At 65.7% G+C, this 24418-nt stretch carries 25 protein-coding genes and 1 tRNA gene; 8 read left to right on the top strand and 18 right to left on the bottom strand.

What is annotated here, in order from left to right:
• Window positions 1-24: 24 nt before the first annotated feature.
• The 6 genes from ACQP1T_RS05825 to ACQP1T_RS05800 all read right to left on the bottom strand — a co-directional run bounded on the left by ACQP1T_RS05825 (window position 25) and on the right by ACQP1T_RS05800 (window position 7222).
• Window positions 25-1152, bottom strand: a complete 1128-nt coding sequence (locus ACQP1T_RS05825; protein ID WP_433758904.1) for a glycosyltransferase — start codon at window positions 1150-1152, stop codon at window positions 25-27.
• A 145-nt stretch (window positions 1153-1297) separates the two neighbouring features.
• A complete protein-coding gene (locus tag ACQP1T_RS05820) occupies window positions 1298-3115 on the bottom strand; it encodes a putative bifunctional diguanylate cyclase/phosphodiesterase (RefSeq protein WP_433761995.1) in 1818 nt (605 codons plus the stop codon).
• A 67-nt stretch (window positions 3116-3182) separates the two neighbouring features.
• Complete coding sequence (locus ACQP1T_RS05815; protein ID WP_433758903.1) at window positions 3183-5330, bottom strand: Rv1355c family protein; 2148 nt, start codon at window positions 5328-5330, stop codon at window positions 3183-3185.
• Window positions 5327-6091: a hypothetical protein gene (locus ACQP1T_RS05810; RefSeq protein WP_433758902.1), complete on the bottom strand. Its 765-nt coding sequence runs from the start codon at window positions 6089-6091 to the stop codon at window positions 5327-5329. Before ACQP1T_RS05810 ends, ACQP1T_RS05815 begins: the two co-directional genes overlap by 4 nt.
• A gap of 256 nt (window positions 6092-6347) precedes the next feature.
• Entirely contained in the window at window positions 6348-6782 is a 435-nt protein-coding gene (locus tag ACQP1T_RS05805; RefSeq protein ID WP_433758901.1) for an effector binding domain-containing protein, read from the bottom strand.
• The gene (locus tag ACQP1T_RS05800; RefSeq protein WP_433758900.1) at window positions 6779-7222 is read right to left on the bottom strand and encodes a GyrI-like domain-containing protein; all 444 of its coding nucleotides are present in this window, start codon (window positions 7220-7222) and stop codon (window positions 6779-6781) included. Before ACQP1T_RS05800 ends, ACQP1T_RS05805 begins: the two co-directional genes overlap by 4 nt.
• 197 nt (window positions 7223-7419) lie before the next feature.
• Here ACQP1T_RS05800 and ACQP1T_RS05795 point away from each other — a divergent pair, with 197 nt between their 5' ends.
• Window positions 7420-8142 carry a uracil-DNA glycosylase gene (locus ACQP1T_RS05795; protein WP_433758899.1) on the top strand — a complete coding sequence of 241 codons (723 nt, stop codon included), beginning with the start codon at window positions 7420-7422 and terminating at the stop codon, window positions 8140-8142.
• Window positions 8143-8149: 7 nt separating this feature from the next.
• On the opposite strand, the gene ACQP1T_RS05790 is transcribed toward ACQP1T_RS05795, so the two are convergent.
• Window positions 8150-8770 (bottom strand): hypothetical protein, encoded by a 621-nt coding sequence (locus ACQP1T_RS05790; RefSeq protein ID WP_433758898.1) that lies wholly within the window; start codon window positions 8768-8770, stop codon window positions 8150-8152.
• Window positions 8771-9218: 448 nt separating this feature from the next.
• Between ACQP1T_RS05790 and ACQP1T_RS05785 the strand changes: the two genes are divergently transcribed.
• A complete protein-coding gene (locus ACQP1T_RS05785; protein WP_433758897.1) occupies window positions 9219-10469 on the top strand; it encodes a KasA/KasB family beta-ketoacyl-ACP synthase in 1251 nt (416 codons plus the stop codon).
• Here the strand turns inward: ACQP1T_RS05785 and ACQP1T_RS05780 are convergent.
• Window positions 10466-11293: a GNAT family N-acetyltransferase gene (locus ACQP1T_RS05780; RefSeq protein WP_433761994.1), complete on the bottom strand. Its 828-nt coding sequence runs from the start codon at window positions 11291-11293 to the stop codon at window positions 10466-10468. The genes ACQP1T_RS05785 and ACQP1T_RS05780 overlap by 4 nt on opposite strands.
• 190 nt (window positions 11294-11483) lie before the next feature.
• Here ACQP1T_RS05780 and ACQP1T_RS05775 point away from each other — a divergent pair, with 190 nt between their 5' ends.
• On the top strand, window positions 11484-12380 hold the full coding sequence (locus tag ACQP1T_RS05775) for an alpha/beta fold hydrolase (protein ID WP_433758896.1): 897 nt from the start codon (window positions 11484-11486) through the stop codon (window positions 12378-12380).
• A gap of 63 nt (window positions 12381-12443) precedes the next feature.
• Here the strand turns inward: ACQP1T_RS05775 and ACQP1T_RS05770 are convergent, their stop codons facing one another.
• Entirely contained in the window at window positions 12444-12758 is a 315-nt protein-coding gene (locus ACQP1T_RS05770) for a hypothetical protein (RefSeq protein WP_433758895.1), read from the bottom strand.
• Between the two features lie 247 nt (window positions 12759-13005).
• Here ACQP1T_RS05770 and ACQP1T_RS05765 point away from each other — a divergent pair, with 247 nt between their 5' ends.
• On the top strand, window positions 13006-13629 hold the full coding sequence (locus tag ACQP1T_RS05765) for an antibiotic biosynthesis monooxygenase (RefSeq protein WP_433758894.1): 624 nt from the start codon (window positions 13006-13008) through the stop codon (window positions 13627-13629).
• 182 nt (window positions 13630-13811) lie between these two features.
• On the opposite strand, the gene ACQP1T_RS05760 is transcribed toward ACQP1T_RS05765, so the two are convergent.
• The 5 genes from ACQP1T_RS05760 to ACQP1T_RS05740 all read right to left on the bottom strand — a co-directional run bounded on the left by ACQP1T_RS05760 (window position 13812) and on the right by ACQP1T_RS05740 (window position 18379).
• A tRNA-Ala gene (locus tag ACQP1T_RS05760) sits at window positions 13812-13887 on the bottom strand.
• 85 nt (window positions 13888-13972) lie between these two features.
• Window positions 13973-15046 carry a divisome protein SepX/GlpR gene (gene sepX / locus ACQP1T_RS05755; protein WP_433758893.1) on the bottom strand — a complete coding sequence of 358 codons (1074 nt, stop codon included), beginning with the start codon at window positions 15044-15046 and terminating at the stop codon, window positions 13973-13975.
• A 326-nt stretch (window positions 15047-15372) separates the two neighbouring features.
• The gene (locus ACQP1T_RS05750; protein ID WP_433758892.1) at window positions 15373-16023 is read right to left on the bottom strand and encodes a GNAT family N-acetyltransferase; all 651 of its coding nucleotides are present in this window, start codon (window positions 16021-16023) and stop codon (window positions 15373-15375) included.
• A 12-nt stretch (window positions 16024-16035) separates the two neighbouring features.
• Window positions 16036-17295 carry a molybdotransferase-like divisome protein Glp gene (glp, locus tag ACQP1T_RS05745; RefSeq protein WP_062986500.1) on the bottom strand — a complete coding sequence of 420 codons (1260 nt, stop codon included), beginning with the start codon at window positions 17293-17295 and terminating at the stop codon, window positions 16036-16038.
• 127 nt (window positions 17296-17422) lie between these two features.
• The gene (locus ACQP1T_RS05740) at window positions 17423-18379 is read right to left on the bottom strand and encodes a UTP--glucose-1-phosphate uridylyltransferase (protein WP_433758891.1); all 957 of its coding nucleotides are present in this window, start codon (window positions 18377-18379) and stop codon (window positions 17423-17425) included.
• 80 nt (window positions 18380-18459) lie between these two features.
• Here ACQP1T_RS05740 and ACQP1T_RS05735 point away from each other — a divergent pair, with 80 nt between their 5' ends.
• The 4 genes from ACQP1T_RS05735 (at window position 18460) to mscL (ending at window position 20789) form a co-directional block, all read left to right on the top strand.
• Complete coding sequence (locus ACQP1T_RS05735) at window positions 18460-19053, top strand: 5-formyltetrahydrofolate cyclo-ligase (protein WP_433761992.1); 594 nt, start codon at window positions 18460-18462, stop codon at window positions 19051-19053.
• A 69-nt stretch (window positions 19054-19122) separates the two neighbouring features.
• Window positions 19123-19419: an FmdB family zinc ribbon protein gene (locus ACQP1T_RS05730; protein ID WP_433758890.1), complete on the top strand. Its 297-nt coding sequence runs from the start codon at window positions 19123-19125 to the stop codon at window positions 19417-19419.
• Between the two features lie 154 nt (window positions 19420-19573).
• Window positions 19574-20272 (top strand): SAF domain-containing protein, encoded by a 699-nt coding sequence (locus tag ACQP1T_RS05725; RefSeq protein WP_433758889.1) that lies wholly within the window; start codon window positions 19574-19576, stop codon window positions 20270-20272.
• Window positions 20273-20381: 109 nt separating this feature from the next.
• Window positions 20382-20789 (top strand): large conductance mechanosensitive channel protein MscL, encoded by a 408-nt coding sequence (gene mscL, locus ACQP1T_RS05720; RefSeq protein ID WP_433758888.1) that lies wholly within the window; start codon window positions 20382-20384, stop codon window positions 20787-20789.
• Between the two features lie 134 nt (window positions 20790-20923).
• On the opposite strand, the gene ACQP1T_RS05715 is transcribed toward mscL, so the two are convergent.
• The 4 genes from ACQP1T_RS05715 to ACQP1T_RS05700 form a co-directional block, all read right to left on the bottom strand.
• Window positions 20924-21595, bottom strand: a complete 672-nt coding sequence (locus ACQP1T_RS05715; RefSeq protein ID WP_397037277.1) for an MspA family porin — start codon at window positions 21593-21595, stop codon at window positions 20924-20926.
• A 75-nt stretch (window positions 21596-21670) separates the two neighbouring features.
• A complete protein-coding gene (locus tag ACQP1T_RS05710) occupies window positions 21671-22345 on the bottom strand; it encodes an MspA family porin (protein ID WP_433758887.1) in 675 nt (224 codons plus the stop codon).
• A gap of 309 nt (window positions 22346-22654) precedes the next feature.
• Entirely contained in the window at window positions 22655-23323 is a 669-nt protein-coding gene (locus tag ACQP1T_RS05705; RefSeq protein WP_062986512.1) for an MspA family porin, read from the bottom strand.
• 62 nt (window positions 23324-23385) lie between these two features.
• On the bottom strand, window positions 23386-24060 hold the full coding sequence (locus ACQP1T_RS05700) for an MspA family porin (protein WP_357467544.1): 675 nt from the start codon (window positions 24058-24060) through the stop codon (window positions 23386-23388).
• Window positions 24061-24418: the final 358 nt, after the last annotated feature.

Genomic DNA, 24418 nt, shown 5'->3' with positions numbered 1-24418 from the left:
AGGAGTCCGGCGGGACGCTCGGAGTCACCGTCCGAGCACTGCGAGCATCCCGGCCACCGCCCGCGGCCAGGTGAACTGCTCCGCGCGGCTGCGCGCCGCCTTCCGACGACCGGCGGTCGGCATCGCGAGCACATCGGTGACGGCCTGAGCGAAGGCGGATGGGCGGTCGGCGGCGACCGCGCCGCATTCCGCGGTAACGATATCGGCGAGCGCCGAGGACCGGCTGGCGACGACCGGCGTACCCGCGGCCAAAGCCTCGAGCGCGGCGAGGCCGAAGGTTTCATGCGGACCGGGTGCGAGCGAAACATCCGCGGTGGCAAGCAGTTTCGCCACCATGGCCCGGTCGGTGATGAATCCGGTGAAGTGCACCGCTGGCAGCCCACCGGTCAGCGGCGGCAAGGCGCGGGCCCGACGCTCCAGGGCTTCGCGCCGCGGCCCCTCCCCCGCGACGACCAGCCGCGCCTCGACGCCCGCTCTGCGCAGCGCACCGATGGCTTCGATGCTGCGATCCACCCGCTTCTCCATCGACAATCTGCCGCAGTGCACCAGCAGCGGATGTCCGGGCACACCCAGATCGGCGCGCAGACGGTAGTCGCGGCGACGCGGGCTGAACAGCTCCAGATCCACTCCGAGCGGTACCAGTTCGACATTGGGCGCGTCGATGCGCAGGAACTCCGCGCGCGCGAATTCCGTTGTGCAGACGACGATGTCGTAGTCGTCGGCGGTGCGCCGATTGGCGATATCGGCACATCGGCGGGCCACCGGGCCCGGCATGATCTGGCCGAGTAGTCGGTCGAGGCGTTCGTGCGAGATCATCACACTCGCCACGTCGCGGGTGCGCGCCCAGCGTCCGAAGCCGCGCAGCGTCAGCCGATCCGAAACCTCGAGCACGTCCGGGCGCAATCCGGCCAGCACATCGGCCACTCGGCGTGGATCCGCCGCCCGATAACCACCGGTCCAGGGAATCGCCAAGGCGGGCAGGGTGATCCGCACCGCACCGGTGGGCAGGATCTCCTCGGTCCGGCGTGGTCCGGGCACGATAAGCACCACCTCGTGCCCGGCGGCCACATAGCCCTCGCCGAGGTGATGCAATGCGGTGCGCAGCCCACCAGACCGCGGACCGTAGAAGTTCGCCAGTTGCACGATGCGCACACCGCCGATCGTGCAGCGAATCGGGTTCCCCCCGGAACCGATGCGCCCAACACCGCATGAACTCCCGTGAAAGACCCTGCTAACGGGTGCGACGGCGCACAGCTGGCGAACGTTGCGATCAGCAGCCACGGACCGGATATACCGGTCACGCGCGCGTGCTACCCCGGCCCGCCCGCGGCAGATCCAGGTCCAGCGGAATTCGCCCGACCGCCAGATGCGCCTCCACCTCATCGGCGGGCATCGGCCGCGCGATCAAAAAACCTTGTGCCCGATAGCAACCCAGCCCGACCAGGGTCCGCGCGGCCACCGGCGTCTCCACGCCTTCCCCCACCACACCGAGCCCGAACGACCCGGCCAACCCGATAATCGATTTCACGATCGCCAGATCGTCGGTGCTCGCACCGAGCCGCTGCACGAAGCCGCGGTCGATCTTCACCGCGTCGACCGGAAGCGCTTTCAGATGCGAGAGCGAGCTGTATCCGGTGCCGAAATCGTCGATGGCGATCTGCACACCCATCCGCTTGAGTCCGCGCAGCGTGACCTGGGTGCGCGCCAGATCCTGTACGACCACGTGTTCGGTGATCTCCAGGCAGACCGAACTGCCATCGATCCCGAACAGCCGCAGAATATCCTCGATCCGCTCCACGAAATCCAGGCTGACCAGCTGAACCGGCGAAACATTTATCCGCATCACCACATTCGCCGCCAGCCCCCGCCTACGCCATTCGGCGAACTGCGCACAGGCCGAGCGAATCACCCAGCGCCCCAGCTCACCCGCGAGATTGGTGGCCTCGGCAACGGTGACGAACGCACCGGGCGGCAGCAGCCCCCTGGTCGGATGCAACCAGCGCACCAGCGCCTCCAACGCAACAACCCGCCCGGTGCGCAGATCGACCTCTGGCTGATAGTGCAGCAGCAACGACCCGTCGGAGACCGCGCCGCGCAGATTCAGCTCCACATCGTCTTGCAGTTCGAATTGCGCGCGCATGGCGTCGGTGAAGACCGCGACGCCATTTCCACCGCCCGATTTCGCCGACAGCAGCGCGTGATCCGCCCGGCGCAGCACATCCGCGACCGTGGTTTCCCCCGGAATACCCACCGCCACACCGACGCTGGCGCCGCGGCTGACCGATTCCCCACCGACGGTGACCCGCCGTCCGATGAGCTGCTGGATCCGCGTCGCCTCCAATTCGGCCGCCACCGCATCCATCGGTTTGGCGGGCACGATGACGAATTCGTCGCCACCGAGTCGAGCGATCATGTCATTGGGATCGAGATTCTCCCGCAGTCGCGAGGAGAGCGTGCGAATGAAGTTGTCCCCCGCGGTATGTCCGAGAAAATCGTTGAGCGCTTTGAGCCGGTCGAGATCGAGGAAGAAGGCGGCCACCGGGCCGGGACTGCCCTGTCTGAGCCGTTCCTCCATATGTTCGAGCAGCGCCCGCCGGTTCGCCAGCCCGGTCAGATCGTCGTGCAGGGCGATATAGCGCAATCGCTCTTCGGCCACCACGCGCGCCTGCAACTGGGCGAAGAGTGCGGCGATCGCCTTGAGCACATTCAGTTCCCTGGTGCTCCAATCCCGATCACCCTGTTTGATGAATCCCAAAACGCCGGTCGACTCGCCACGCGACAACAGCGGCACCGCGGCCATAGCGACCTGCGGTATGCCCGACGAGCGCCGGATCGTCTCCTGATAATCGGCGGATTGCTGGGTCGGCCGCACGATGATCGGCTCGGTGGCGTGTTCCAATTCCCGGAATACCGAGTCGGCGTGCTCGAAATGCACGATCTTCAGCGGGTCCGGATCCGGAATGTCACCACGGTGCGGCCATTCCGCGATGAGCACGGTCGCCCGCTGTTCTCTATCGGTATGGCGTAGGTAGCTGAAATCGACGTCGAAATGCTCGACCAACCTGGCCAGCACACGTTCACTCGCCGCCACCATCGTTGTGGCGTCGACGCCCATCAACTCGGAGGCGACCTGGGTCACCAATGAGTCGAGCGTTCGCCGAGGCACCCTATCTCCGATCGCGCTAGCTGCGGTTGCCCGCGCCCGGCACTGGAAGCCGCCTGCTTCGGACCGTGGCTGCTGCCGCATAGCTCAGGCGAAGCACCAATGCCATGATCTCATGTCCAGGCACTCCCAGCAGGTCCAGGAAACGGCCCTGAAGTGAGGTAAGTGTATCCGCGAAATCCGGGGAAATCCCTTTCAGCTCGTCGGGGTGCCGCGCATAAAGGAACAAAGGCGAGACCGGTTGCACCGCGAGACCGAGCCGTTGCGCCGCGATCCAGACCCGCTGCACGGCCGCGCCGCCGCGCGCGTAGTCGGCAAGTGATACCGACTCTGCGCCGGATCGACGCGGAACAGTTATCGCGAGCACCGCCGAACTCGACAGCACGCGGTCGCGCGTGTACTCGCCGAGCGCGGCGCCGCCGGACCATTCGCGCAACCGATCCATCACATCCGAGCGCTCGCCGATTCGGATCTTGGCCTGCTCGTCGGCGGCCAATTCCATACTCCGGATATCGATCCCGGTGCGCGGATCCTCACCGGGCCAACGCAGTTCGCCGAACATCTCCTGATGCAGGCGCGGGGTCAGATAGCGGATGCGATCGGATTCACCGAGCAGCGCGGCCGCCGCGGCGAGCTCATCGGGTTCGGTGATCGCACGGACCGACGCGTCGGTGGCGGTCGCGGCCAGGGCAGGTAGCACATGATCGGCCAGCGGCCCGCCCGCGCCGAGGTGTCGGTTCGTCTCGCGGGTCAGCGTGTACGGATAGTCCGCGGCCAGTGCGGGATCGGTGCCGTTGCCCAGATACAGCACCGCGGAAAATGGGGTGGAGTTGTTCTCGATGAATTCGTGCGCGCCGAGCATGCCGTGCGCGGCGGCCGCCGCGCGGGCGTTGTAGAGCGCGGCGCCGATCGATACCGCGCTGGCGCGATAGCCGATATCCAGTGCTGAAGAGCGAGTTCGGACCAGATCGATGCGCAGCTCATCGCCGTCGACGCGCAGGTACCACGGTTGGGTGTTGCCGCCAGACGGTGCTCGCTGCGCGGATTCGAGCACCTTCTCGACGGCGGATCCCTCCGAATACGGCACACCGCCTTCGGGCACCGGAAATTCGTCGGAGACCTTCTCGCATACCGGCTCCGGTTCGGCCAGCTCGTCGAGACCACGCTCCAGATCGAACCGGGTCCGGCCCGAGGACAACTTCTGACCGAGCCCGATCCGGCGCACCGCCGCCGCCACGATGGCCGCGCCCAGTTGGACGTCACCGCCGAGTTGCGGCCAGGTCGTCACGGTTTCGTCGATTTCGACCAGACTCGCGGCCATCCGGGCCGATAGCTCCTTCGGATCGAGAATCCGCATGACGTGCGGCGCCTTGTCTTTCGTGGACAACCCGCGTAGGTCCGCGCCGACGGTCGCGCCGAGCAGACCGTGGAACGAGGGACGGTCCGGTTCCAGGTCATAGCGCTCGACATCGAGCAGGCCGCGATCGCTGGTATCCATCAACAGCGGAATGCGTTGTCGGCGTGCGCCTTCCCGGACGGCGAACTTGATATCGAGCGAATCGCATTCCTCGACGACCAGCGACAATCCGTGCAGGAATGCGTCGACGGTGGACTCGTCCACGCCCGCGGTGGCGACCTCGATCGGCAGATACGGATCGAGTTCGGCGATCCGGCGCGCGGTCACAATCGCTTTGTTCACACCGATATCGAAGATTCCACCGGGCACCCGGTTCAGATTCGACAGCTCGATATCGTCGAAATCGGCCAGGCGCAATAGGCCGCAGGTGCCTTCCTGGGCAAGGGCGTAAGCGACCGCGTGCCCGACGCTCTGTCCGACCACGCCGACCGCGAGACCGGCGCAACGTTCCTGTTCGGCGCGGGTGAGCTTGTTCTGGTTGCGGTCCAAGCGAATTGCCCGAAATGTCTTTTCCCCGGGCAGTCCGACGAGTGCGCGCCGCCACGGGTAATAGACCCATCGGTCCGTCTCCGGTCCGCCGAGATCCGGTGGCGGCCGACGCACCTTGGCGAGTTCGGCTCGCAGCACATCACGCAAATCGAGAATGCGGACCTGCGGCGATTTCCGTAATTGCACGAGGATCTGCGCGTCGGCTGTGGCATTTTCATCGAGAATCAGCGGGCGGTGGTCCGCGGTGAGGTCACCGTTCATGCCTGCGCCAATCCTCCGATCCCTGGTCCACTCGAGGGCGCTCGACCATGCGGCGACAGCCAGGCATCGAGCGCCGCACGCTCCAGCACTGTCAATGAACTCTGCAATTTTGTGGCTAATGACCGATATGTCCGGGTATCCCACCACATCGGAATGGTCCGATAGCGATCGTCAGGATAGGGCACGGCCGGGATCCGATCGGCGACATACCCACCGCTCGACCGGTACAGACCGGTATTTCGCGTGGCAGTGGTGACGAACCCGAACCTGGCATCGAGCAGTCGAGTGGCGTGCACGACACAGCGGGAGACCGCAGCGGCGAGCGCGGCACGATGCTCGGCGGCCCGGGCGACCCAAACCGCCTTCACCTCGACCACACCTTCCGGTATCCGATCGGCAACCATCGCCCGCAACTCGGCGGCGCCGGGCTGACCGGCCCAGGCGCGCAGTGCGTGCACTTCCTCGGCCACACCGTAGGGTCCCTGTGCCCGCAATCCCGCGACGACCACGCCGGACGGATCTACGGCGGCGAAGAACAACGACGTCGAACAGCCGTCGACAACGCTGTCGTATTCCAAAGCGTGATCAACGCCGTAGTGCCGGTAAACCTGCAGCGCACCGCGCAGATAACGGCGCCACAGATCGGGATGGGCCTGCGGAGTAGCGACATGAAAGACATATCCGGAATGCATGTCGCGAAACCGCAACACCTCGGCATCGCGTGTGCCCCCGGGGCCGACTGCGATTGTTTCGACAGTCATGGTGTTCCTACTCCGTTTGCTACCGCACATCCGCACGGTCATCGAGCCGGTCTGACCGACTCGCCAGACGACTCGCCGATCAGGTGAGTTTGCCTAGGGCAGTATCCGTCATAGGACAATATTTGACCAGATATGTGGTTAATCTTCCGAAAACTAATTGCCTGACGGCAAATTACCGCAGGTCAGACCACTCGAACATGCCATCGAATAGATCATGGAGACCAGTCGGTACTGACGCAGCTAACGGATGGCAAACTTAAACCAGAATGGAGATGAACAGCTCGACCGACTCCGGCCCGCGCCAGATCTCGATCTCCTCCCGATACGCACGGGTGATCTCGGCAGACGCCGTCGCATCGTCGACCTGGGCCCACACATCCTCGACCGGATCGTGGTAGTCCCCGTTCGGCTCGAACCGAGCGTAGACACCCTTGGGCACCTTGACCAGTACGTCTCCGACCGGAACCGCGCCCGCAGCGGAGTACTCGAAACACACGACGGCGTTGTAGTTTCCGGCCGGATCCGGCACGTACACCGTGTACATCGGCTGGTCCGCGCCCGCGCGGTCGCGCAGCCGATCCTTGAGGAATTCGATCAGGTCGCTATTGCTGACCTTGAAGCTCGGACGCACCCGCGGCACCACCAGACCGCCGTAGATGGCCTCGCGGCGCACCACGATCGCATAGGTCATCGCGCCTCGACCGCCAGGTAGAGATCGATCTTGTAGGCGTGCGGATAACACTCGAAATCGCCGGTATAGGTACGTCTGATCTGGTTGTGCTCCTCGGCATAGGCGATCTGCGTCCACAGGTCGGTCATCACCTGCGGGAAGTTACCGACCGAGGAGAATCTGGCATAGGTGCCGCGCGGCAGCCGCGCCACCAGGTGACCGCGGGTGACCTCGTCGAAGGACACGCACTCATAGCCGACGATCTGGGTGTTGTAGGTGCCGAGCTCGCCGGAGTAGTCGGTGTAGGCGCTGGCCAGCTGACCGCCGAGTTCCTGATGCAGTACCGCCGCCCACGCGGCCTCGAGGTCGTGGTCCCGCAGTTCCCCGAGCGCACGTTTCGGGCTGCGCACCGGGAGCCCGGCAACCCACGTTTCGTCTCGCTCGACGATTTCAAACTGCATGGAAAGACTCTTTCGAGGTGAACCCGGGGGCGTTGCCCGCATCCGGTCGGCCAGAAAGGCCATGCTATCAACTCGACCGCGTGGTCCGGCTCACATGTCCGGGTCGTTATGCACACCGCGCCGCCGCGTTGAACTGGTCGTGCGACCTGTACGCAAACCGATGGCTATCGATGCATGACCTGCGGCACCATGTGATCGTGTGCGAGACCATCGCCGAACTCGACGCCGCGGTCGCGGATTGCTTCGCCTGTCCGCGGCTGGTCGCCTGGCGGGAACAGGCGGCCAGCGAGAAGCGCGCCGCATACCGGGACGAAACCTATTGGGGCAGGCCGGTTCCCGGCTATGGTCCGGATGACGCGCGGCTGCTGGTCGTCGGGCTGGCCCCGGCCGCCCACGGCGGCAATAGGACCGGGCGAATGTTCACCGGCGACCGCAGCGGCGACTTCCTTTACGCTGCCATGTACAACGTCGGACTGACCAATCAACCGACCGCGGTGCACCGCGACGACGGACTGCGGCTGATCGGCGCTCGGGTGACCGCACCGGTGCATTGCGCGCCGCCGGACAATAAGCCGACGCCCGACGAGCGCGACCGCTGCAGCCACTGGCTGAAGACCGAATTGGGCCTGCTCACACCGACATTGCGGGCCGTGGTCGTGCTCGGTGCGTTCGGCTGGCATGCACTGCTTCCGGTGCTTGCCGGATCGGGCTGGACAGTGCCGCGCCCACGTCCCAAGTTCGGGCACGGCGCGCACGTCGTACTGCCGCCTACCGTCGATGATCGAGCGCCGCTGCACCTATTCGGCTGCTACCACGTCAGCCAGCAGAACACCTTCACCGGACGGCTCACCCCCGAAATGTTGGAGACGGTGCTGACCGCCGCGGCGTCCGCCGCGGATCTTCCTGGCCGCCGGAGCTGAGCGGGAGTCAGGACGGCGCGGTGATCTTGGTGATGACGGTGATGCCCTCGTGGGGTGCGACGGTGACGAACTGCCGATAGGTGCGCACCGTCGCGTCCACCCGGAACTCGGTGATGACGACATCGAAGCGACCGTCGAGCATCGGCGTGATCATGACGCAATGCTGGGTGCCGGGTGGAATCGATGTGATACCCGCATCGATCAATGCGACCGAGGACACCGCCGCGTCCGCTGTGGTCAAGGCGCGGGCGCCCGCGCCCGAGCGGGCTACGTAATAGGCGTATTGGAAGGCCAGGATCACATCGGGACCGGACTCGGTCGACCCGGTTCCATTGCCGCGCACCAACTGTTCGGTGCGGATCGGTTCGCAGTTCGGTCCGCCGCCGAGCACCGGATCGGTGATCGTGGCCGTCGACTGCCGGGTATTGCTCGCCTCGGCCGTGTACACGAGCACCAACGCCACCGCCGCCAGCGTCCCGAAGATCGCGGCACTACCGACCAGCCAAGGTCGACGCGGCGGACGCCGCTTCCGGCGATGTGGGCGCGTCGGGGGCAGGACACGTGGTGCGGGACCGGACGGGAGCATGCCCGGCCACAGCGGATCGGCCGAGTCACTCCCGCGCACCATCGCCACACCCCTTCACCGAGCCGCTGGGGCGACCCTTTCAATGCCGTTGTGCAATAACAAGATTGCATAGAAGCGTCGGTAAGGCGACAGAATCGGCCGGAGAGAACCGGTCAATGGACCAGCACACTGCCCCCGAACCGCCCGCGGATGAGCGCGGTTCCTGCGGGTTTGGAGGTTTCCCACAACCCTCGGGCCGAAGGTTCGTAATGACGGGCATACCATGATCAATCCGCGCCGGTATGCTCTTCCGGAAACGATGTCCAGCGGAAATACCAGCTCAGCAATGCATTTCGGTGCATTCGGCGGCATAGTAGAACGCCTGCGACGATGCCGCACGACAACGATGTCCGGCCGCCGTAGTCCGTCGAACGCCTGTCCAATTCGGATAAGGCACTCGCAAGGACACCGAAAACTGCGTTATCGGAAGAGAAAACCAGGAGTGACTCTCGTGCGAAACCTCTTTGCCGCCGACGGGCGATTCCCGAATGTCGTCGTGACGAGTCTCGCGGCGACCACGTCGATCGCGGGTGATGTCGACGCGACGTGGAAGGGACTGCTCAACGGCGAGAGCGGAATCGACGTGCTCGAGGATCCCTTCGTCGAGGAGTACGACCTGCCCGTCCGCATCGGCGGTCACCTGAAGGTTCGCCCCGAGACCCTGCTGACCCGGGTCGAACAGCGTCGGATGGCTTATGTCGAACAGCTCGCGACGGTCCTCGGACGCGAGGTGTGGCGCAATGCGGGCAGTCCGGAGGTGGATCCGGAGCGGCTGGGTGTGGCGATCGGCACCGGGCTCGGCGGCGCCGATGCGATCACCGATGCGAACAACAAGCTGAAAAATGGTGGCTACCGCAAGATTTCGCCATTGGCCGTGCAGATGATCATGCCGAATGGCCCGTCTGCGGTCGTCGGTTTGGAATTGAAGGCGAAGGCGGGCGTGATCACGCCGGTCTCGGCGTGCTCATCGGGCTCCGAGGCGATTGTCAACGCGTGGCGGATGATCGTGATGGGTGACGCCGATATGGTCGTCACCGGCGGCGTCGAGGGATACATCGATGCCCTTCCTATCGCGTCCTTCGCCATGATGCGCGCGATGAGCACCCGCAACGACGATCCGAAGGGCGCCTCGCGTCCATTCGACTCCGATCGCGACGGTTTCGTCTTCGGTGAGGCAGGTGCGCTGATGGTCCTGGAGACCGAGGAGCACGCCAAGGCTCGTGGCGCGACCATCCACGCGCGCCTGCTCGGCGCCGGAATCACTTCCGACGGTTACCATTTGGTCGCTCCGGCCCCCGATGGCGATGGCGCGGCGCGCGCGATGACCCGGGCTATGCAGATCGCAGGTCTTACCCCCAAGGACATCACCCACATCAACGCGCACGCGACCGCGACACCGATCGGCGACACCGCCGAGGCGAACGCGATCAACAAAGCCGTCGGCAACCACGCCTCGGTCTACGCGCCGAAATCCGCACTCGGACATTCGATCGGCGCGGTGGGCGCACTGGAATCGATTCTGACCGTGCTCAGCATCCGCGACGGCATCGTGCCGCCCACCCTCAACCTCGACAACCAGGATCCGGAGATCGACCTGGATGTGGTGCACGGCGAGGCGCGCAATCAGGAGATCGAGTACGCGATCAACAACTCGTTCGGATTCGGCGGGCACAATGTCGCACTCGCCTTCGGCCGGTACTAGCGGACGAGGATGGCCCGCGGATAGAGCAGCTGGAAGCCGAGCTTCTGGACGTTCTGCTGCGACTTCGAACCCGGCAGTGTCGTAACCACCGCGAGGTCGCAGCCCGCGGCCGCCGCGGCGGCGAGGCGCATCGACAGCAGTGCGCCCTGCACGCCGCGGCGGCGGAATTCGGGAAGAGTTGCCGCACCGCATAATTGGGCAATGCCGTCGCTGAGGCGCAGGCTCGCGCCGCCAGCGGGCTTACCGTCGATCACGGCGAGCGAGCCGACGAAACCGCTCGTCGCGGTGAGGTCCCGCTCGGCGGTTTCGATGGCCTCGCGCGGGAATTCCTCATGCGAGGCAACGCCCTGGGTGTCCGGGGTGGCGAAGCCGTCGACGACGACATTCACCCAGGTCTCGAACTCGTCGTGGCCGACCTCGCGGATCACGATGCCCTCGGCCGACTGGGCCTGCCGCCCCGGCTGGAGCCGTAAGCCCAGCACATTCTCGAATCCGAACAGCACATAGCCGCGGCGCGTCAGGCGTTCGACCACGGCCGGATCGGCCAGCGTGGAGACCTCGACCTGGACCGGCGCATCCCGCTCGGCGAAGGCTTGTTCGACCGCGTCCAGCTCGGCGTCATCGAAGGCAGCGCCGTTCATGCCGACGCCGACCACCTTGTCCAGCGGTGAACCCGGGCCCGCCCACACCGCGAGACCGCCGCCGATGGGGCGCACCAGCACGCGCTGCCCCGGGTCCCGGCGCGCCGCCGCCCGCGCGCCCTCCTCGATCAGCGTGCGTTCGGCGTGCTCGACCCGCGCGGCGAGGTCCTGTCCGGCGAACAAACCCGGAGCGAATTCAGTCGGCATGAGAGATTCCTACCCTGCCGGTAGCGCCGGATTCACCTGGTTTTAGCGCCTGTGCGGATTCGGCGTGCCGGCAGCGGTGGCGACGCACCATCCGACCACGGGCGGTAGTGCGAATCCGACCGCGGAAGGTGGTTCGGCGGACGCTCGGCGAACTATCGTGGGCGTTATGCCTGTTACCGACGGTACCGTTGTCACCGAACCGCCAGTCATCCCCGGGGTGCGCCGGTCGTTCGTGACGGCCCGCGACGTCCGGTTCCACGTCACCGAGTCCGGGCCGCAGGACGGTCGCCCGGTCGTGCTGCTGCACGGCTGGCCACAGCACCACTACGCCTACCGGGATCTGCTCGCGGACCCGCCCGAAGGACTCCGGATCATCGCCCCCGACCTGCCCGGCTATGGCTGGTCGGGGCCGCCGCCGCACCGGTGGTCGAAGGAGGAAGTCGCCTCCGATGTGTTCGCCCTGCTCGATGCGCTCGGCCTGGAACAGGTGCTGCTCGTCGGCCACGACTGGGGCGGTTACATCGGCTACCGCATGGTGCTGCGCGAACCCGACCGCTTCGACGGCTACCTGGTACTGAATATGGCCCATCCGTGGGTACCGCCGACGACGGTCATGCGACAGATCTGGCGCTTTCTCGCCTACCAGCCGCTGGTCGCCACCGTTGGGGTACCGCTGCAGCAGCGCACCCGATTCCTCGAATGGGTCATCAGCGGGGCGATCACCGACCACAGCACGGTCGGCCCCGAGGTGGTCCGCATCTTCGCCGACCGCTTCCGCGATCCGGTCTGCGCCCGCGCCGCCACCGACACCTACCGCACCTTCTGGCTGCGCGAAATCCCGGAAACCGCACGTCATCCGGAACGTCGACGCGCCACCATCCCGATCCGTGCCCTCTTCGGCGTAGACGACCCCGCCGTCCACCGCTCGCTGGCCGCCGCCGAAACCGCCCGCGCGGACGACTACACCTTCGAACCGGTAACCGGCTGTGGGCATTTCGTCGTCGACGAACGCCCCGAACTCGTCCGCGCCCGCCTGATCGAACTGGCGGCAGAGACGAAGTAGCCGGTGAGAGCCAGGCCGGGCCGCTGGCCGAATTGCCGACCGCGGCGGTCGCCGGGGCCTTGATCATCTCTGCCGTGACATGCCCGGCTCTGTCCTCGGTAGCCCCGAAGTCACCGCCATCACGGCCAGACCCGCATCGCGAATGATGCGGTCGAGATCGTCGATGATGTCGCTTATCACATCTCGCGTCCGATCCGCCTGCGCGGATGTGGCTGGTTCCCGGTCGAATTCGATACCGATCTTGTTGAGCTGGAGACCCGTATCGAGCAGATTTCGCACCAGGTTATCCGCGATCTCCGTGAAAGCGACTGTGCTGCTGTCCAATTCGCCGGCGTCGGGCTGTCGATGCGTGGTGTGGCCGAACTTCTTGTCCCACATAATAATTTCCTCTTGCCGGACAGGTCGCCTGACCGTCCTGGCCGCCGATTGCCTGGAATTCGTTCAGCGCCGGAAGTACCCCGCATCCAGTCCCGCAAACTCCGGCGGCGGCAGCGGCGGTCTCCGGCCATGCACAGGGCGTTGCACAGAGTGTGCTGAACCTATTGCCATGAGCGCCGCGGCGGGGCAGTGTGAACATGTCGGTGGCGCCACCGGGGCGCTGCCCTGAACACCGAGGGAGTCGCTCGTGTACGCACGTTCTACGACTATTCAGGCGCAACCCTCCAAGATCGATGCCGGGATTGCGCACGTACGTGACGAGGTAATGCCAGCGGTAGAAGACATACCCGGCTGTGTCGGACTATCGTTGCTGGTCGATCGCCAGTCCGGCCGGTGCATCGTCACTACCTCATGGGAAACCGAGGACGCGATGAATAAGAGCGCCGACCGAGTTCGCCCCATTCGCGATCGTGCGGCGGCGGCATTCGGCGGCGGCGGCACCCAGATCGAGCAATGGGAAATCGCCGCTCTCCATCGTGATCACAGCGCACAGCAGGGCGCCTGCGCCCGCGTTGTCTGGGTCAAGACCAACCCGGATCGACAGGACGCGGCGATCGAGACCTACAAATCCCAAGCCGTACCCGGCATGGAATCCCTCGAAGGGTTCTGCAGCGCGAGCCTCTTGGTAGAGCGCGCATCCGGCCGCGGCGTCTCCTGCGTCACCTTCGACACCGCCGAAGCCATGGAACGCAACCGCGAAGACGCGACCGCCCTGCGCGAGCGAATCACCCGGCAAGCCGGTATGCAGGTCACCGACATGTGCGAGTGCGAGCTGGCCATCGCCCACCTCCGCGTCCCCGAACTGGTGTAAATCGCACGGCTGCGGCTCCCGACCGTTGATCGGTCGGGAGCCGTGAGCTGTTTTCGTACTCGAAGTCCGGTCTGGCGAGTCGCTCGGGTGTAGTGCTGTCCGCGCTGCCATCGATGCCGCGATCGGACCGGCCGCCACGAAGTGGAACCGGAAAGCAGAAAGCCCGGCCTGAGCCGGGCTTGTGGTGGAGCTAAGGGGAATCGAACCCCTGACCTTCTCGATGCGAACGAGACGCGCTACCAACTGCGCTATAGCCCCGTGCGGCTCCGGGGAACCGCGCTGTGACACTGTATCAGGCGATGTGGACAGACTCCGAATCGTGGGGTTGAACTGGGCGGATAGCTCAGGCACCTGCGGCGCGGCGGATGTCGCCGGTACCGCGGCGCAGGGCGCGGGCGGTGGCGGGGTCGAAGGTTTCCAGGTGGTCGAACATCGGGTCTTCGTCGTCCACCTCGATAAGGGCGGAGCGGCGGCGCAGGGCGCGAGCGGTGTCGCGGTCCATGACGCGCTGTGCGGCGCGCTGCTCGGCCTCGCGTTCGGCCTCGATGTGCTCGCCGCGGCTGCGGGCAAGGCGGGCGAGGCGACGGCGGCGGATTTCCTCCTCCATGCGGACCTGCTTGCGTAGGTACGCCAGGTAGGTCACCAGGACGAGCGCGGAGCCCCCACAGCCCCACCAGAACATCGGGCTCAGCGCCACCGAGAGTCCGCCGCAGGCGAGGGCGGCCAGGACGAGGCCGAGTACCGCGCGCTGACGGAAGGTGTAGCGGGCCGCGCGCGCGATCGCGTCTGCTTCCGGGTCGAAGCCGCCGCGGCCGCGCCGGGTCGGCACGAAATCCGAGTCGTCGGAGTCGGATTCGTCGAATCGAGCGGGCGCCGTCGTCCGGGCCGGGGGGATTCGGGCACCGTTCGATTCGGTGTGCTCTAAAGCCACCCGGTCATCATCGGTGCTCGCCCGTTGCTTCGCAGCCGTTCGGGCCGTTGCGATTTCGGCATTATCGGAATCGGCGGCGTCGAGTTCTTCGGCATCGTCGTCGAATTCAGTATCCGCAGCGTCGAATTCGTCATCGGTGGCGTCGATTTCGGCATCGGATTCCGCCGACCCGGCTTCGGGCGGGTTGTCCGCGGGATTGTCTTCCTCGGTGACCTGCTCGTCGGCCGGTGGGGTCATCCGGTCCTCCGCATCATCGCTGTGGGAAAGCTTTCTCTGCACTCGGGTCGGCCGGTAATCCGGATCACTGTCGTGTCCGGCGGCCGGACCACTCTTGGTGCGCCGCTTGGAACCTCCGCGGTGCAATACGCGGGTCGCCAACGCCGCGTCGGTCGTCTGCCTGATCCTTGGGTGCCGGTCGGCGAGGATCGGAAACAGCACGAAGACCCAGAGCACGACCAAGCCAATCCACAGGATCGAATTCGGCATCTCGCCTCTGCACCTCCGTCCCCGCCGCATCGTCCGCTCGGCCTTTCGACCGGTTCGCACCGCGCCCCGTCGCGGTGCGTTCGCTCGCCGCAAAACGCCTCGGACGGACGGGCGTCCGGCCGCCGTGAGGTGTATTCGGCACTGCCTCACAGGCTGGTTGCCGGTGGCGCGGGACGCACCTCCGACGTCCGTAGGTTAATTCCGTGTCGCACCAAGTTCGGTCAGGCGCGCCGTGCACATACGCCACACCTGTCACAGTTCCACCATTTTCGCCGCGCGTCGAAGACGGCCGGGCGCGCCGAAAACAGCACGGGCGTACAGATATTTCAGGGCAGCGTGGCCCGCCCAGCACGCACCAGCCGATCGACGACGGTCCCCGCCACCTCCTCGACGGTGATGCCGACCAGCAGGTGATCGCGCCAGGCCCCATCCACGTCCAGGTAGCGCTTCAGCAGACCCTCCTCACGGAACCCCACATTGCGCAGAACCGCTTGACTGGCCAGGTTTTCCGGCCGCACGGTCGCCTCGACCCGATGTAATCCGGCGGGACCGAAGCAGTGGTCGAGCCCGAGCGCCAACGCGGCCGTCGCCACGCCCTTCCCGCCCAAATCCTTGGCCACCCAATAGCCGATCCACGCCGAACGCAAGGCGCCGCGCACGATATTGCCGATGGTCAGCTGCCCGCTGAACGCGCCGTCGACCTCGATCACGAACGGAATCATGGCACCGCGCCTGGCCTCGGCCTTCAGACTCGACCACAGCGACGGCCAGTTCGACACGTGGTTGCGCGCCTCCCAGGCACCGCGCCCGGTCGGCTCCCACGGCTCCAGATGAGCCCTGTCGCGCAACCGGATCCGGCTCCATGCCGCCGCATCGCGCAACCGCACCGGACGCAATGTCACCTCCCCGGCCGCGACCCGCACCGGTCCCAGATGCGCGGGCCAACCGGGATGCTGCGTGACCCGGAACACACTCATCGTCTCCACGCCTCAGCCACGCTGTGCGAGAAATGCGACACGGACCTCGTCACCGGTCCTGATCTCGGTGTCGTCCGGGTCGATCACGATCAGGCTGTTCGCCTCGGCCAGTGTGGCGAGCAGATGCGACGAACCGCCCGTGCCGCCACCGAGCGGCTGCACCAGATAGTCGCCGGTGGCTTCGTCGCGCATGAGTTGCGCGCGCAGGTAACCCTTGCGTCCAGCCATCGAGCTGATCGGCGTGATCGTTCTGGCGCGGATGATCCGGCGCATGGGATGTCTGCGCCCCAACGCTATTCGGATCAGCGGTCGCACCATGACCTCGAAAACCACTAGTGCGCCAACCGGATTCGACGGCAGTAGAAATGTCGGCACCTCATCGCGCCCGAGCCGCCCGAAACCCTGGACGGAGCCGGGATGCATAGCGACCCTGGTGATTTCGAGTTCGCCGAGCCCCTCCAGCGCCTCGCGCACCTGCTCGGAGGCCCAGCCGCCGATGGCCCCCGCGATCACCACGACCTCGGAGCGAACCAGCTGTCCCTCCACCACATCGCGCAGCCGCCGCGGATCCGAACTCACGATGCCGACCCGGTTCACATCCGCGCCCGCATCGCGCGCGGCCGCGGCCAGGGCATACGAATTCACGTCGTAGACCTGTCCCGGTCCAGGCGTGCGATCGATATCGATCAACTCGCCGCCGACCGAAATCACCGACAGCCGCGGGCGCGGATGCACGAGCACCTTGTCCTGTCCGACGGCGGCGAGCAGACCGACCTGCGGCGCACCGATGATGGTGCCCGCACGCACCGCGACATCGCCTGGCTGCACATCGTCACCGATGCGCCGGACATAGTCACCGGATCGCACCGGCTCGTACACCTTGATCCTGGCCCGGCCACCGTCGGTGAAATCCAAGGGCAGCACGGCATCGGCCAGCGTCGGCAGCGGTGCACCGGTATCGACCCGCACGGTTTGGCGCGGCTGCAATCGGATCGGCTGCTTGGAACCGGCGACCACCTCGCCGACCACCGGCAGCGTCAGATCGACCAATTCGCCGTCCTCGTCGCGGATATCGGTGCCCGCGGCGGACACGTCGACGCTGCGCACCGCGTAACCGTCGATGGCGGCCTGATCGAATCCGGGCAGCGGCCGTTCGGTGACGACATCCTCGGCACACAGCAGGCCTTGCGCCTCGGAGATCGCGACCCGGACCGGCCGGGGCGCGACCGCCGCGGCCGTCACCTTGATCTGCTGATCCTCAACCGAGCGCATCCAGCCCTTCCTGATCTCTGTCGCACCGACCCGATTCCGCGACCGCGCAACCGAACCCGCGCGACGAAGATGGACCATCATTCGTACCCGACGGTCCCCTATCGGCGAAACCCGACGCCCGCGCCTATCAGTCGTAGGTCGTCAGCTGTGGGTCCCAGTCCGCACTGAGCCGATGCTGCAGCCACTCCCGCAGGGCGGGGCCGTATTCCTCTCGTTCCAAAGCGAAATCGACCGCAGCACGAAGATAACCGCCCGGGTTGCCCAAATCGTGGCGCGACCCACGGTGGACCACCACATGGACCGGATGGCCCTCCTCGATGAGCAGTGCGATCGCGTCGGTGAGTTGCAGCTCGCCGCCGGTGCCCGGTTCGATCCGGCGCAGCGCGTCGAAGATGGCGCGGTCCAACAGGTATCGGCCCGCGGCCGCGTAGGTCGACGGCGCGTCCGCGAGCGCGGGCTTTTCCACCATTCCGTTGACCCGCAACACATTCGGGTTCACCGCATCGGGCACCGGCGCGACATCGAAGACACCGTAGGCGCTGACCTGATCCTTGGGAACGTCGATGGCGCACAACACAGTTCCGCCGCGCTTGCGCCGGACCCGGCTCATCACATCGAGCACTCCGGACGGCAGCACCAGGTCGTCGGGCAGCAGTACGGCGATGGCGTCCTCGTCGTCATCGAGGGCGCCTTCGGCCTGGGCGACGGCGTGGCCGAGGCCGAGCGGCTCATCCTGGACCACCGAGGTGACATCCAGCAGCGCTGGCGCCTTGCGCACCTTCTCCAGCAGTTGGAACTTGCCGCGCTCGGCGAGCGTGCCCTCCAGCACCAAGTCCTCGACGAAGTGTGCGACCACGCCGTCTTTACCCGGCGAGGTCACGATGACCAGCCGCTCCGCACCGGAATCGGCGGCTTCCGTCGCGACCAGTTCGATGCCGGGAGTGTCCACCACCGGCAGCAACTCCTTGGGCACGGTCTTGGTCGCGGGCAGGAACCGCGTCCCGAGTCCGGCCGCGGGCACGACGGCTGTGCGGAAACACGACACGATCGCGCCATTCGCGGATTGTCCGGCCTTTGCTGTCATACGCCTACCCTATCCATCCGTCACCGGCCCGAAGCGGCCATCACGCCGACTCGGGTCCCGGTGAGCTTAAGGTGATCACTGTGGAGATGCCCGGCGAGCGCGACAAACATGCCTGGCGGGCCGAAATAACTGCTCGACGCGCCGCGATGACCAGCGCGGACCAGGAAACCGAGGCGCGTGAGCTGGCCCACAGTGTCGCCGCACTGAATGTCCCCGAATGGGTGTGCGCGTATGTGCCGATGCGCGACGAACCCGGATCGACGGCCATGCTGACGGCACTGTGCGAGGTGGGCGCGCGGGTGTTGCTGCCGGTCACGGGACCGCCGGGCCCATTGCGATGGGCCGAGTTCACCGGCCCCGATGACCTGCGGCCGGCCAGATTCGGACTGCTGGAACCCGCGGGTGCGGTGCTCGCCGATGCGATCACGCTGGCGGAGCTGATCCTGGTCCCGGCGCTGGCGGTGGATCGTCGCGGCGTCCGGCTCGGCCGGGGTGCCGGATACTACGACCGAACGCTGCCTGCGGCCCGGCCGACAGCGCGGCTGATCGCGGTGGTCCGCGACGACGAAGTGCTCGACCGGCTTCCCGAGGAACCACACGATCTGCGCATGGGCTGGGCCCTCACCCCGCATGGCGGACTGCATCGATTGGGTGGCGATGGAGCTGCGGAATGAAATGCCGATTGGCGGTGTTGGCACTGTCGGCTGTAGAGTGCCAGATTGACGAACCCCGCGGAGGATCCAGTGCCAACTTATTCATATGCGTGCACCCAGTGTGACAACCGCTTCGACATCGTTCAGTCCTTCACCGATGAGGCGCTGAGCGTCTGCTCGGAGTGCTCCGGCAAGCTGCGCAAGCTTTTCAACTCGGTCGGCATCGTGTTCAAGGGCAGCGGTTTCTACCGCACCGACAGCCGCGGCGGTTCCTCGACCGCCAGCGAGCCCGCGAAGACGGACAGCGGTGCGAGCAGCTCCGCGTCGAGTTCGGATTCCGGTTCGTCGAGCAGCCCAGCCACCACCAGCACGGCCATCGCCAGCTGAGTTCCGCCTGGTAGAAGCAGCCCCTGTATTTACCCAGCCTGGCCGGCTCCGCCGACCTGCCATCCCCCAGTGGAGTTGTCCCCAGGGCTGCCGTTATCCACAGGGCGCGCTTTTCTCGGGCGAGTCGCAGTGCTGATGACCATAGGCTCCCGGCATGGCTCCCCTGGGCATCACTCTGTCGGGCAAGACCCGATCCTTCGCCGATCTCGGCCGCGGCGATACGCTGCGCTCGGCTATCTGGAATAGGCCACCATGGGCCGATGCGCTGCTCGCCCGACGCCTGCTCGCAGCGGCACTGACCGCACTCGCGATCGTCCTGTTCCTGCGCGGTGATCCCGGCAGTGCACGCGCGGAGGTCGTCGTCGCCGGACGCGATCTACCCCCGGGCCATCTGCTCGAGGCAACAGATCTGCGCTCGACACATCTGGAATCCGGCGCACTGCCCGCGGGTGCGGTCGACGATATCGCCGTCCTGGTCGGCGCGACGCTGACCGGCGCTATGCGCACCGGGGAGGTATTCACCGATCTACGTATCGTCGGACCACGCCTGGCGGCGGTCGCAACGGGTGCGGGTGATGCCCGGATCGTGCCCATTCGGCTGGCAGATACGGCGGTTGCGGAGATACTGCGGGCGGGTGATCGAGTGGATGTCATCGGGGCCGAGGAACAAGGCGGCCCCGGCACTCGACCAGCCCGGCTGCTCGCGATCAATGCGGCGGTCGTGCTGGTATCCGGTCCCGGTGACCGGCGCGGTGCGCCCGAGCGGGTGGTTCTGGTCGCGATGGACGCCGAACACGCCACCGCGGTCGCCGCTGCCTCGCTGCGCACGGCCCTGACCGTCGTTTTTCATTGAGCGAAGTTGCCAAGCATTTGCCATCAAGGTCAACTAGCATCGGTCGATACGGCAGCCCGGACCGCCGAGCACAACGAGTCAGCTCCCACCCGAAGAGGAGATATCGGCAATGCTCAAGGGTTTCAAGGATTTCCTACTCCGCGGAAACGTCGTCGACCTGGCAGTAGCCGTGGTGATCGGTACCGCGTTCGTCGCGATCGTCACCGCGTTCACCAATGGCATCATCAACCCGATACTCGCCATGTTCGCCGAGCGCGACGACATCACCCTCGGTTTCCGGCTGGTTGCCGATAAACCGGCAACCTTTGTGCAGGTGGGTCCGCTCATCACCGCGGCCATCAATTTCGTGATCATCGCGGCGGTACTGTACTTCGTGCTGGTGCTCCCCGCACTGCACGCGAAGAAGCGGTTCGGCACCACCCCGGATACCAAACTCAGCGATTCCGAGGTGCTGATCGAGATCCGCGACCTGCTCGCCGACGGCCAGCGCAGCGCGGGCGGACGTCACGAATTCTGAACCGAATTTCCCTGTCCGCCAACATCGACAGGAATTCGACTGCACCACAACCACATACGGTAATTTACTGCGCCACAACGCAAACGGGCCCGTCGCACACGCGACGGGCCCGCTCACATATTCGAGCGGATTACTCAGCCGAGGCTGAACGGCTGACCCCACAACGTCGTCCAGGTGATGACATTGTCGGTCTCGACCTCGACGCTGACAAAGGACCGCGCCTGCGCGTAGCCACCACAGCCGCTGAGACCGATGGTTTCATCGGCCCAGGTGACCGAGCCACTGCCGCCCTTGAACTTATTGCGCTTCTTGTGCGCCTCATTGCCGAAGTCGTCGGCCTGCTCCAGGTCGAGCACGTAGAACGACTGCGCCTGGCCGGGACCGAGACTCAGGTTGGCGCCGCTGCTCGCGCTCACCTTCGGCTTGACGTTCTGGCTGTCGCTCCAGTCCAGACCGCCGGTGACGCCGCCCTCGGCACCGCCGCCGTCGATATTCACTTGGCAGGCAACGACATAACCCGGGAAGATCGCGCCGTTCCAGCCGTCGGTCACCTCGACCTGCGCGCTACCGGACACCCACGCATTGCGATGCACCGGTGTGGCACCCATGGACGGATTGATATTGGCCGATTCGCCGACCAGCCGGATGGTGAGAACCGTTCCGTCGGACAGCGTTTTGACGATTTGGCCGCCCGGTAGCGGAACGAAGGTGTCGGCATTCGCCGCACCGGTGGACAGCAGGCCCAGCGCCAACGCGGCGGCGCCGCCGAGCCCGGCCACGCGCGCCACAAACTTACGATCGATCATGATTGGTACTACCCCTAGCGATTGAGTTCGATGAATTCGATTCGGCGAGTGGAGATTCGACAGATCCCACCGCGGTCAGCCGATGCTGAACGGCGCTCCGTACAGCGTGACCTTGGAGTAGTTGTCGCCGATGATCTCGACGACGGTGTAGGCACGCGCCTGGGCGTAGCCCGCGCAGCCCTGGATCTCGATCTCCGCATCCTGATACTCGACCGAGTAGCGACCCGGCTTCAGAATGTCCTTGTAATCGATCTGAACGAACTTGACATCGCCCGGGCCGAGATTGAGGCCGATCGACCCACCGAGCGAACCGCCCGAGAGGTTGATGCCGCCGGAAACCCCGGCCGAGATCGCGTTATCGGCGATGCTGACCTGACAACCGACGATATAGCCGGTGCTCAGCTGCGAAGCGCCGTGCGTCGAGGAGTTATTGGTACCCGGCGCCCCTGAGGCGCCGTTGTTCGGGCCGATGGTGCCCTCGGGAGTGATGGACACATCGGCAATGGCGTTACCCGAGACCCACACGACTCGGCCCGCGCCATTTGCGGCCAAAGATGGTGAAATCAAGGCGTGTTCAGCCGTACGGCTGACGGTCACGCCCGGGCCCAGTTTCTGGCCGTCCGGCAACGGCACAAAAACATCGGCGTTGGCAGCGCCGGTCGAAAGCAGGCCCATCCCAGCAGCGGCAGCGACAACGGCACCCGCGATGCGGACACCTCGACGCAGACCGCTGGTGCGGTTCTTGCTCATACTTCCCCTCATCGGATTCTAGCGGTCGCCCTCGGGGTACCGAGGCCGAAAACCCTTTCATGCCGACACCGCTCGCTGGAAAGACATTGGCCATCAAGCGGTTTGCCGACAATCTCGTCGGTGGACGATCTTGGGTGCGCCCAATTTTAGTGGTTTGCGCCGAATTACTATGAGATTTCGCACATGTTACCGCTCGATCCGCCGCGATCCGCGAATTCAGCTGGGCGCTAAGGGATTTCACAACGAAAACGGGCCCGCCGCGAATGCGACGAGCCCGTTCGGGTTTTCAGTGGGCGATGCCCCTGCCGATCAGCCGAGGCTGAACGGCTGACCCCACAGGGTGGTCCAGGTGATGACGTTGTCGGTCTCCACCTCGACGCTGACGAAGGCACGAGCCTGGGCGTAACCGGCGCAGCCGGTCAGGCCGATGGTCTCATCGGCCCAGGTGACCGAGCCGCTGCCGTTCTTGAACTTATTGCGCTTCTTGTGCGCCTCATTGCCGAAGTCGTCGGCCTGCTCGAGGTCGAGCACGTAGAACGACTGCGACTGGCCGGGGCCAAGGGTGAGGTTGGCGCCACTGGTCGCGCCGACACCACCGGTAACGGTGTCGCCACTCCAGTCCGCGGTGCCCTCGACACCACCGGTGGCGCCGCCACCGGAGATGTTCACCTGGCAGCCGACGGTGTAGCCCGGGAAGATCGAGCCGCCGCCGTCACCGGAAACGCTGACTTGAGCGCTACCCGAAACCCACGCGTTGCGGTGCAGCGGGGTCGAGCCCATGGACGGGTTGATGTTGGCGGATTCGCCGGTCAGGCTGATGGTGACGACAGTGCCGTCGGACAGCGTCTTGGTGATCGAGCCACCCGGAAGCGGCACGAAGGTATCGGCGTTCGCGGCGCCGGTGGAGAACAGGCCAAGAGCGACAGTGGCAGCGGCGCCGACACCGGCCACCCGTGCCACGTTCTTACGGTTGATCATGCTGATAATCCCTCGAGGGTTGATTCGCTTGAGCGAGAAGAATATTCGTGGATTGACCGACGTCAGCCGATGCTGAACGGCTGCCCGTAGAGGGTGGTCTTCGAGTAGTGGTCACCGATGATCTCGACGACGGTGTAGGCACGCGCCTGGGCGTAGCCCGCGCAGCCCTGGATCTCGATCTCGGCATCCTGGTACTCGACCGAGTAGCGACCCGGCTTCAGAATGTCCTTGTAGTCGATCTGCACGAACTTGACTTCACCCGGACCGAGGTTGAGGCCGATCGAACCGCCGAGCGAACCGCCCGAAAGGTTGATACCGCCGGACAGACCGGCCGAGATGGCATCGCTGGCGATGCTGACCTGGCAGCCGACGATGTAGCCGGTGCTCAGCTGCGATGCGCCGTGCGTCGAGGAGTTGTTGGTACCCGGGGCGCCGGAGGCGCCGTTGTTCGGGCCGACCGTGCCTTCCGGCGTGACATTCACATCGGCGACGGCGTTGCCCGAAACCCAGACCACACGGCCGGCACCGTTGGCCGCCAGCGAAGGCGAAATCAGGGCGTGCTCACCCGTGCGGGTGAGAGTCACATCGGGTCCGCCCTTCTGACCGTCCGGCAACGGCACGAAGGTATCGGCATTGGCAGCACCGGTCGAAAGCAGGCCCATGGCCACGGCCGCGGCAGCGCCGACGCCCGCGATCCGGGCACCGCGGCGCAGACCGTTGGTGCGGTTCTCGCTCATACTTCCCCTCATCAGGTTCTAACAGTCAACCTCGACCATCGAGGCTGGACGTTGGTCCTCTCAGGCCCAGCTCAGTTTGTGCCCCGATTGTTGCCGACATGTAACCGGCTGTTATTTCGGCGCAACGGTCAGCGCTGGCATCGGAACCGAGCCGAGTTCCGCCGAGTCGACAAACGTACGTGCCGCACCCGGGCCTGCGAGATCCAGCAGCGTGGGTGGCTCGTGGCGAGATTAAACCGACCAGTAACGGTCTGGCAACGTAAGTTTTCGTTAAGATCAATGTGATCTAGATCACACCATCTCAAATGCTCATATTGCTTGACGTGCATAAACAGGAAAGAAGCGCCACTCGAGCGAC

The organism is Nocardia sp. CA-135398, assembly GCF_050955845.1.
Lineage (GTDB): Bacteria > Actinomycetota > Actinomycetes > Mycobacteriales > Mycobacteriaceae > Nocardia.
The sequence above is the reverse complement of the archived record's forward strand: the minus strand, read 5'-3'. Positions and strand labels throughout refer to the sequence as shown.

Coding starts and splice junctions, on each gene's coding strand:
- ACQP1T_RS05770 (WP_433758895.1), bottom strand. CDS start 12,758: ATGTGGGACAAGAAGTTCGGCCACACCACGCATCGACAGCCCGACGCC.
- ACQP1T_RS05750 (WP_433758892.1), bottom strand. CDS start 16,023: ATGAGTGTGTTCCGGGTCACGCAGCATCCCGGTTGGCCCGCGCATCTG.
- ACQP1T_RS05700 (WP_357467544.1), bottom strand. CDS start 24,060: ATGAGCGAGAACCGCACCAACGGTCTGCGCCGCGGTGCCCGGATCGCG.
- ACQP1T_RS05740 (WP_433758891.1), bottom strand. CDS start 18,379: ATGACAGCAAAGGCCGGACAATCCGCGAATGGCGCGATCGTGTCGTGT.
- ACQP1T_RS05775 (WP_433758896.1), top strand. CDS start 11,484: ATGCCTGTTACCGACGGTACCGTTGTCACCGAACCGCCAGTCATCCCC.
- glp (WP_062986500.1), bottom strand. CDS start 17,295: ATGCGCTCGGTTGAGGATCAGCAGATCAAGGTGACGGCCGCGGCGGTC.
- ACQP1T_RS05705 (WP_062986512.1), bottom strand. CDS start 23,323: ATGATCAACCGTAAGAACGTGGCACGGGTGGCCGGTGTCGGCGCCGCT.
- ACQP1T_RS05820 (WP_433761995.1), bottom strand. CDS start 3,115: ATGGGCGTCGACGCCACAACGATGGTGGCGGCGAGTGAACGTGTGCTG.
- ACQP1T_RS05725 (WP_433758889.1), top strand. CDS start 19,574: ATGGCTCCCCTGGGCATCACTCTGTCGGGCAAGACCCGATCCTTCGCC.
- ACQP1T_RS05805 (WP_433758901.1), bottom strand. CDS start 6,782: ATGACCTATGCGATCGTGGTGCGCCGCGAGGCCATCTACGGCGGTCTG.
- ACQP1T_RS05715 (WP_397037277.1), bottom strand. CDS start 21,595: ATGATCGATCGTAAGTTTGTGGCGCGCGTGGCCGGGCTCGGCGGCGCC.
- ACQP1T_RS05710 (WP_433758887.1), bottom strand. CDS start 22,345: ATGAGCAAGAACCGCACCAGCGGTCTGCGTCGAGGTGTCCGCATCGCG.
- ACQP1T_RS05815 (WP_433758903.1), bottom strand. CDS start 5,330: ATGAACGGTGACCTCACCGCGGACCACCGCCCGCTGATTCTCGATGAA.
- sepX (WP_433758893.1), bottom strand. CDS start 15,046: ATGCCGAATTCGATCCTGTGGATTGGCTTGGTCGTGCTCTGGGTCTTC.
- ACQP1T_RS05800 (WP_433758900.1), bottom strand. CDS start 7,222: ATGCAGTTTGAAATCGTCGAGCGAGACGAAACGTGGGTTGCCGGGCTC.
- ACQP1T_RS05790 (WP_433758898.1), bottom strand. CDS start 8,770: ATGGTGCGCGGGAGTGACTCGGCCGATCCGCTGTGGCCGGGCATGCTC.
- mscL (WP_433758888.1), top strand. CDS start 20,382: ATGCTCAAGGGTTTCAAGGATTTCCTACTCCGCGGAAACGTCGTCGAC.
- ACQP1T_RS05810 (WP_433758902.1), bottom strand. CDS start 6,091: ATGACTGTCGAAACAATCGCAGTCGGCCCCGGGGGCACACGCGATGCC.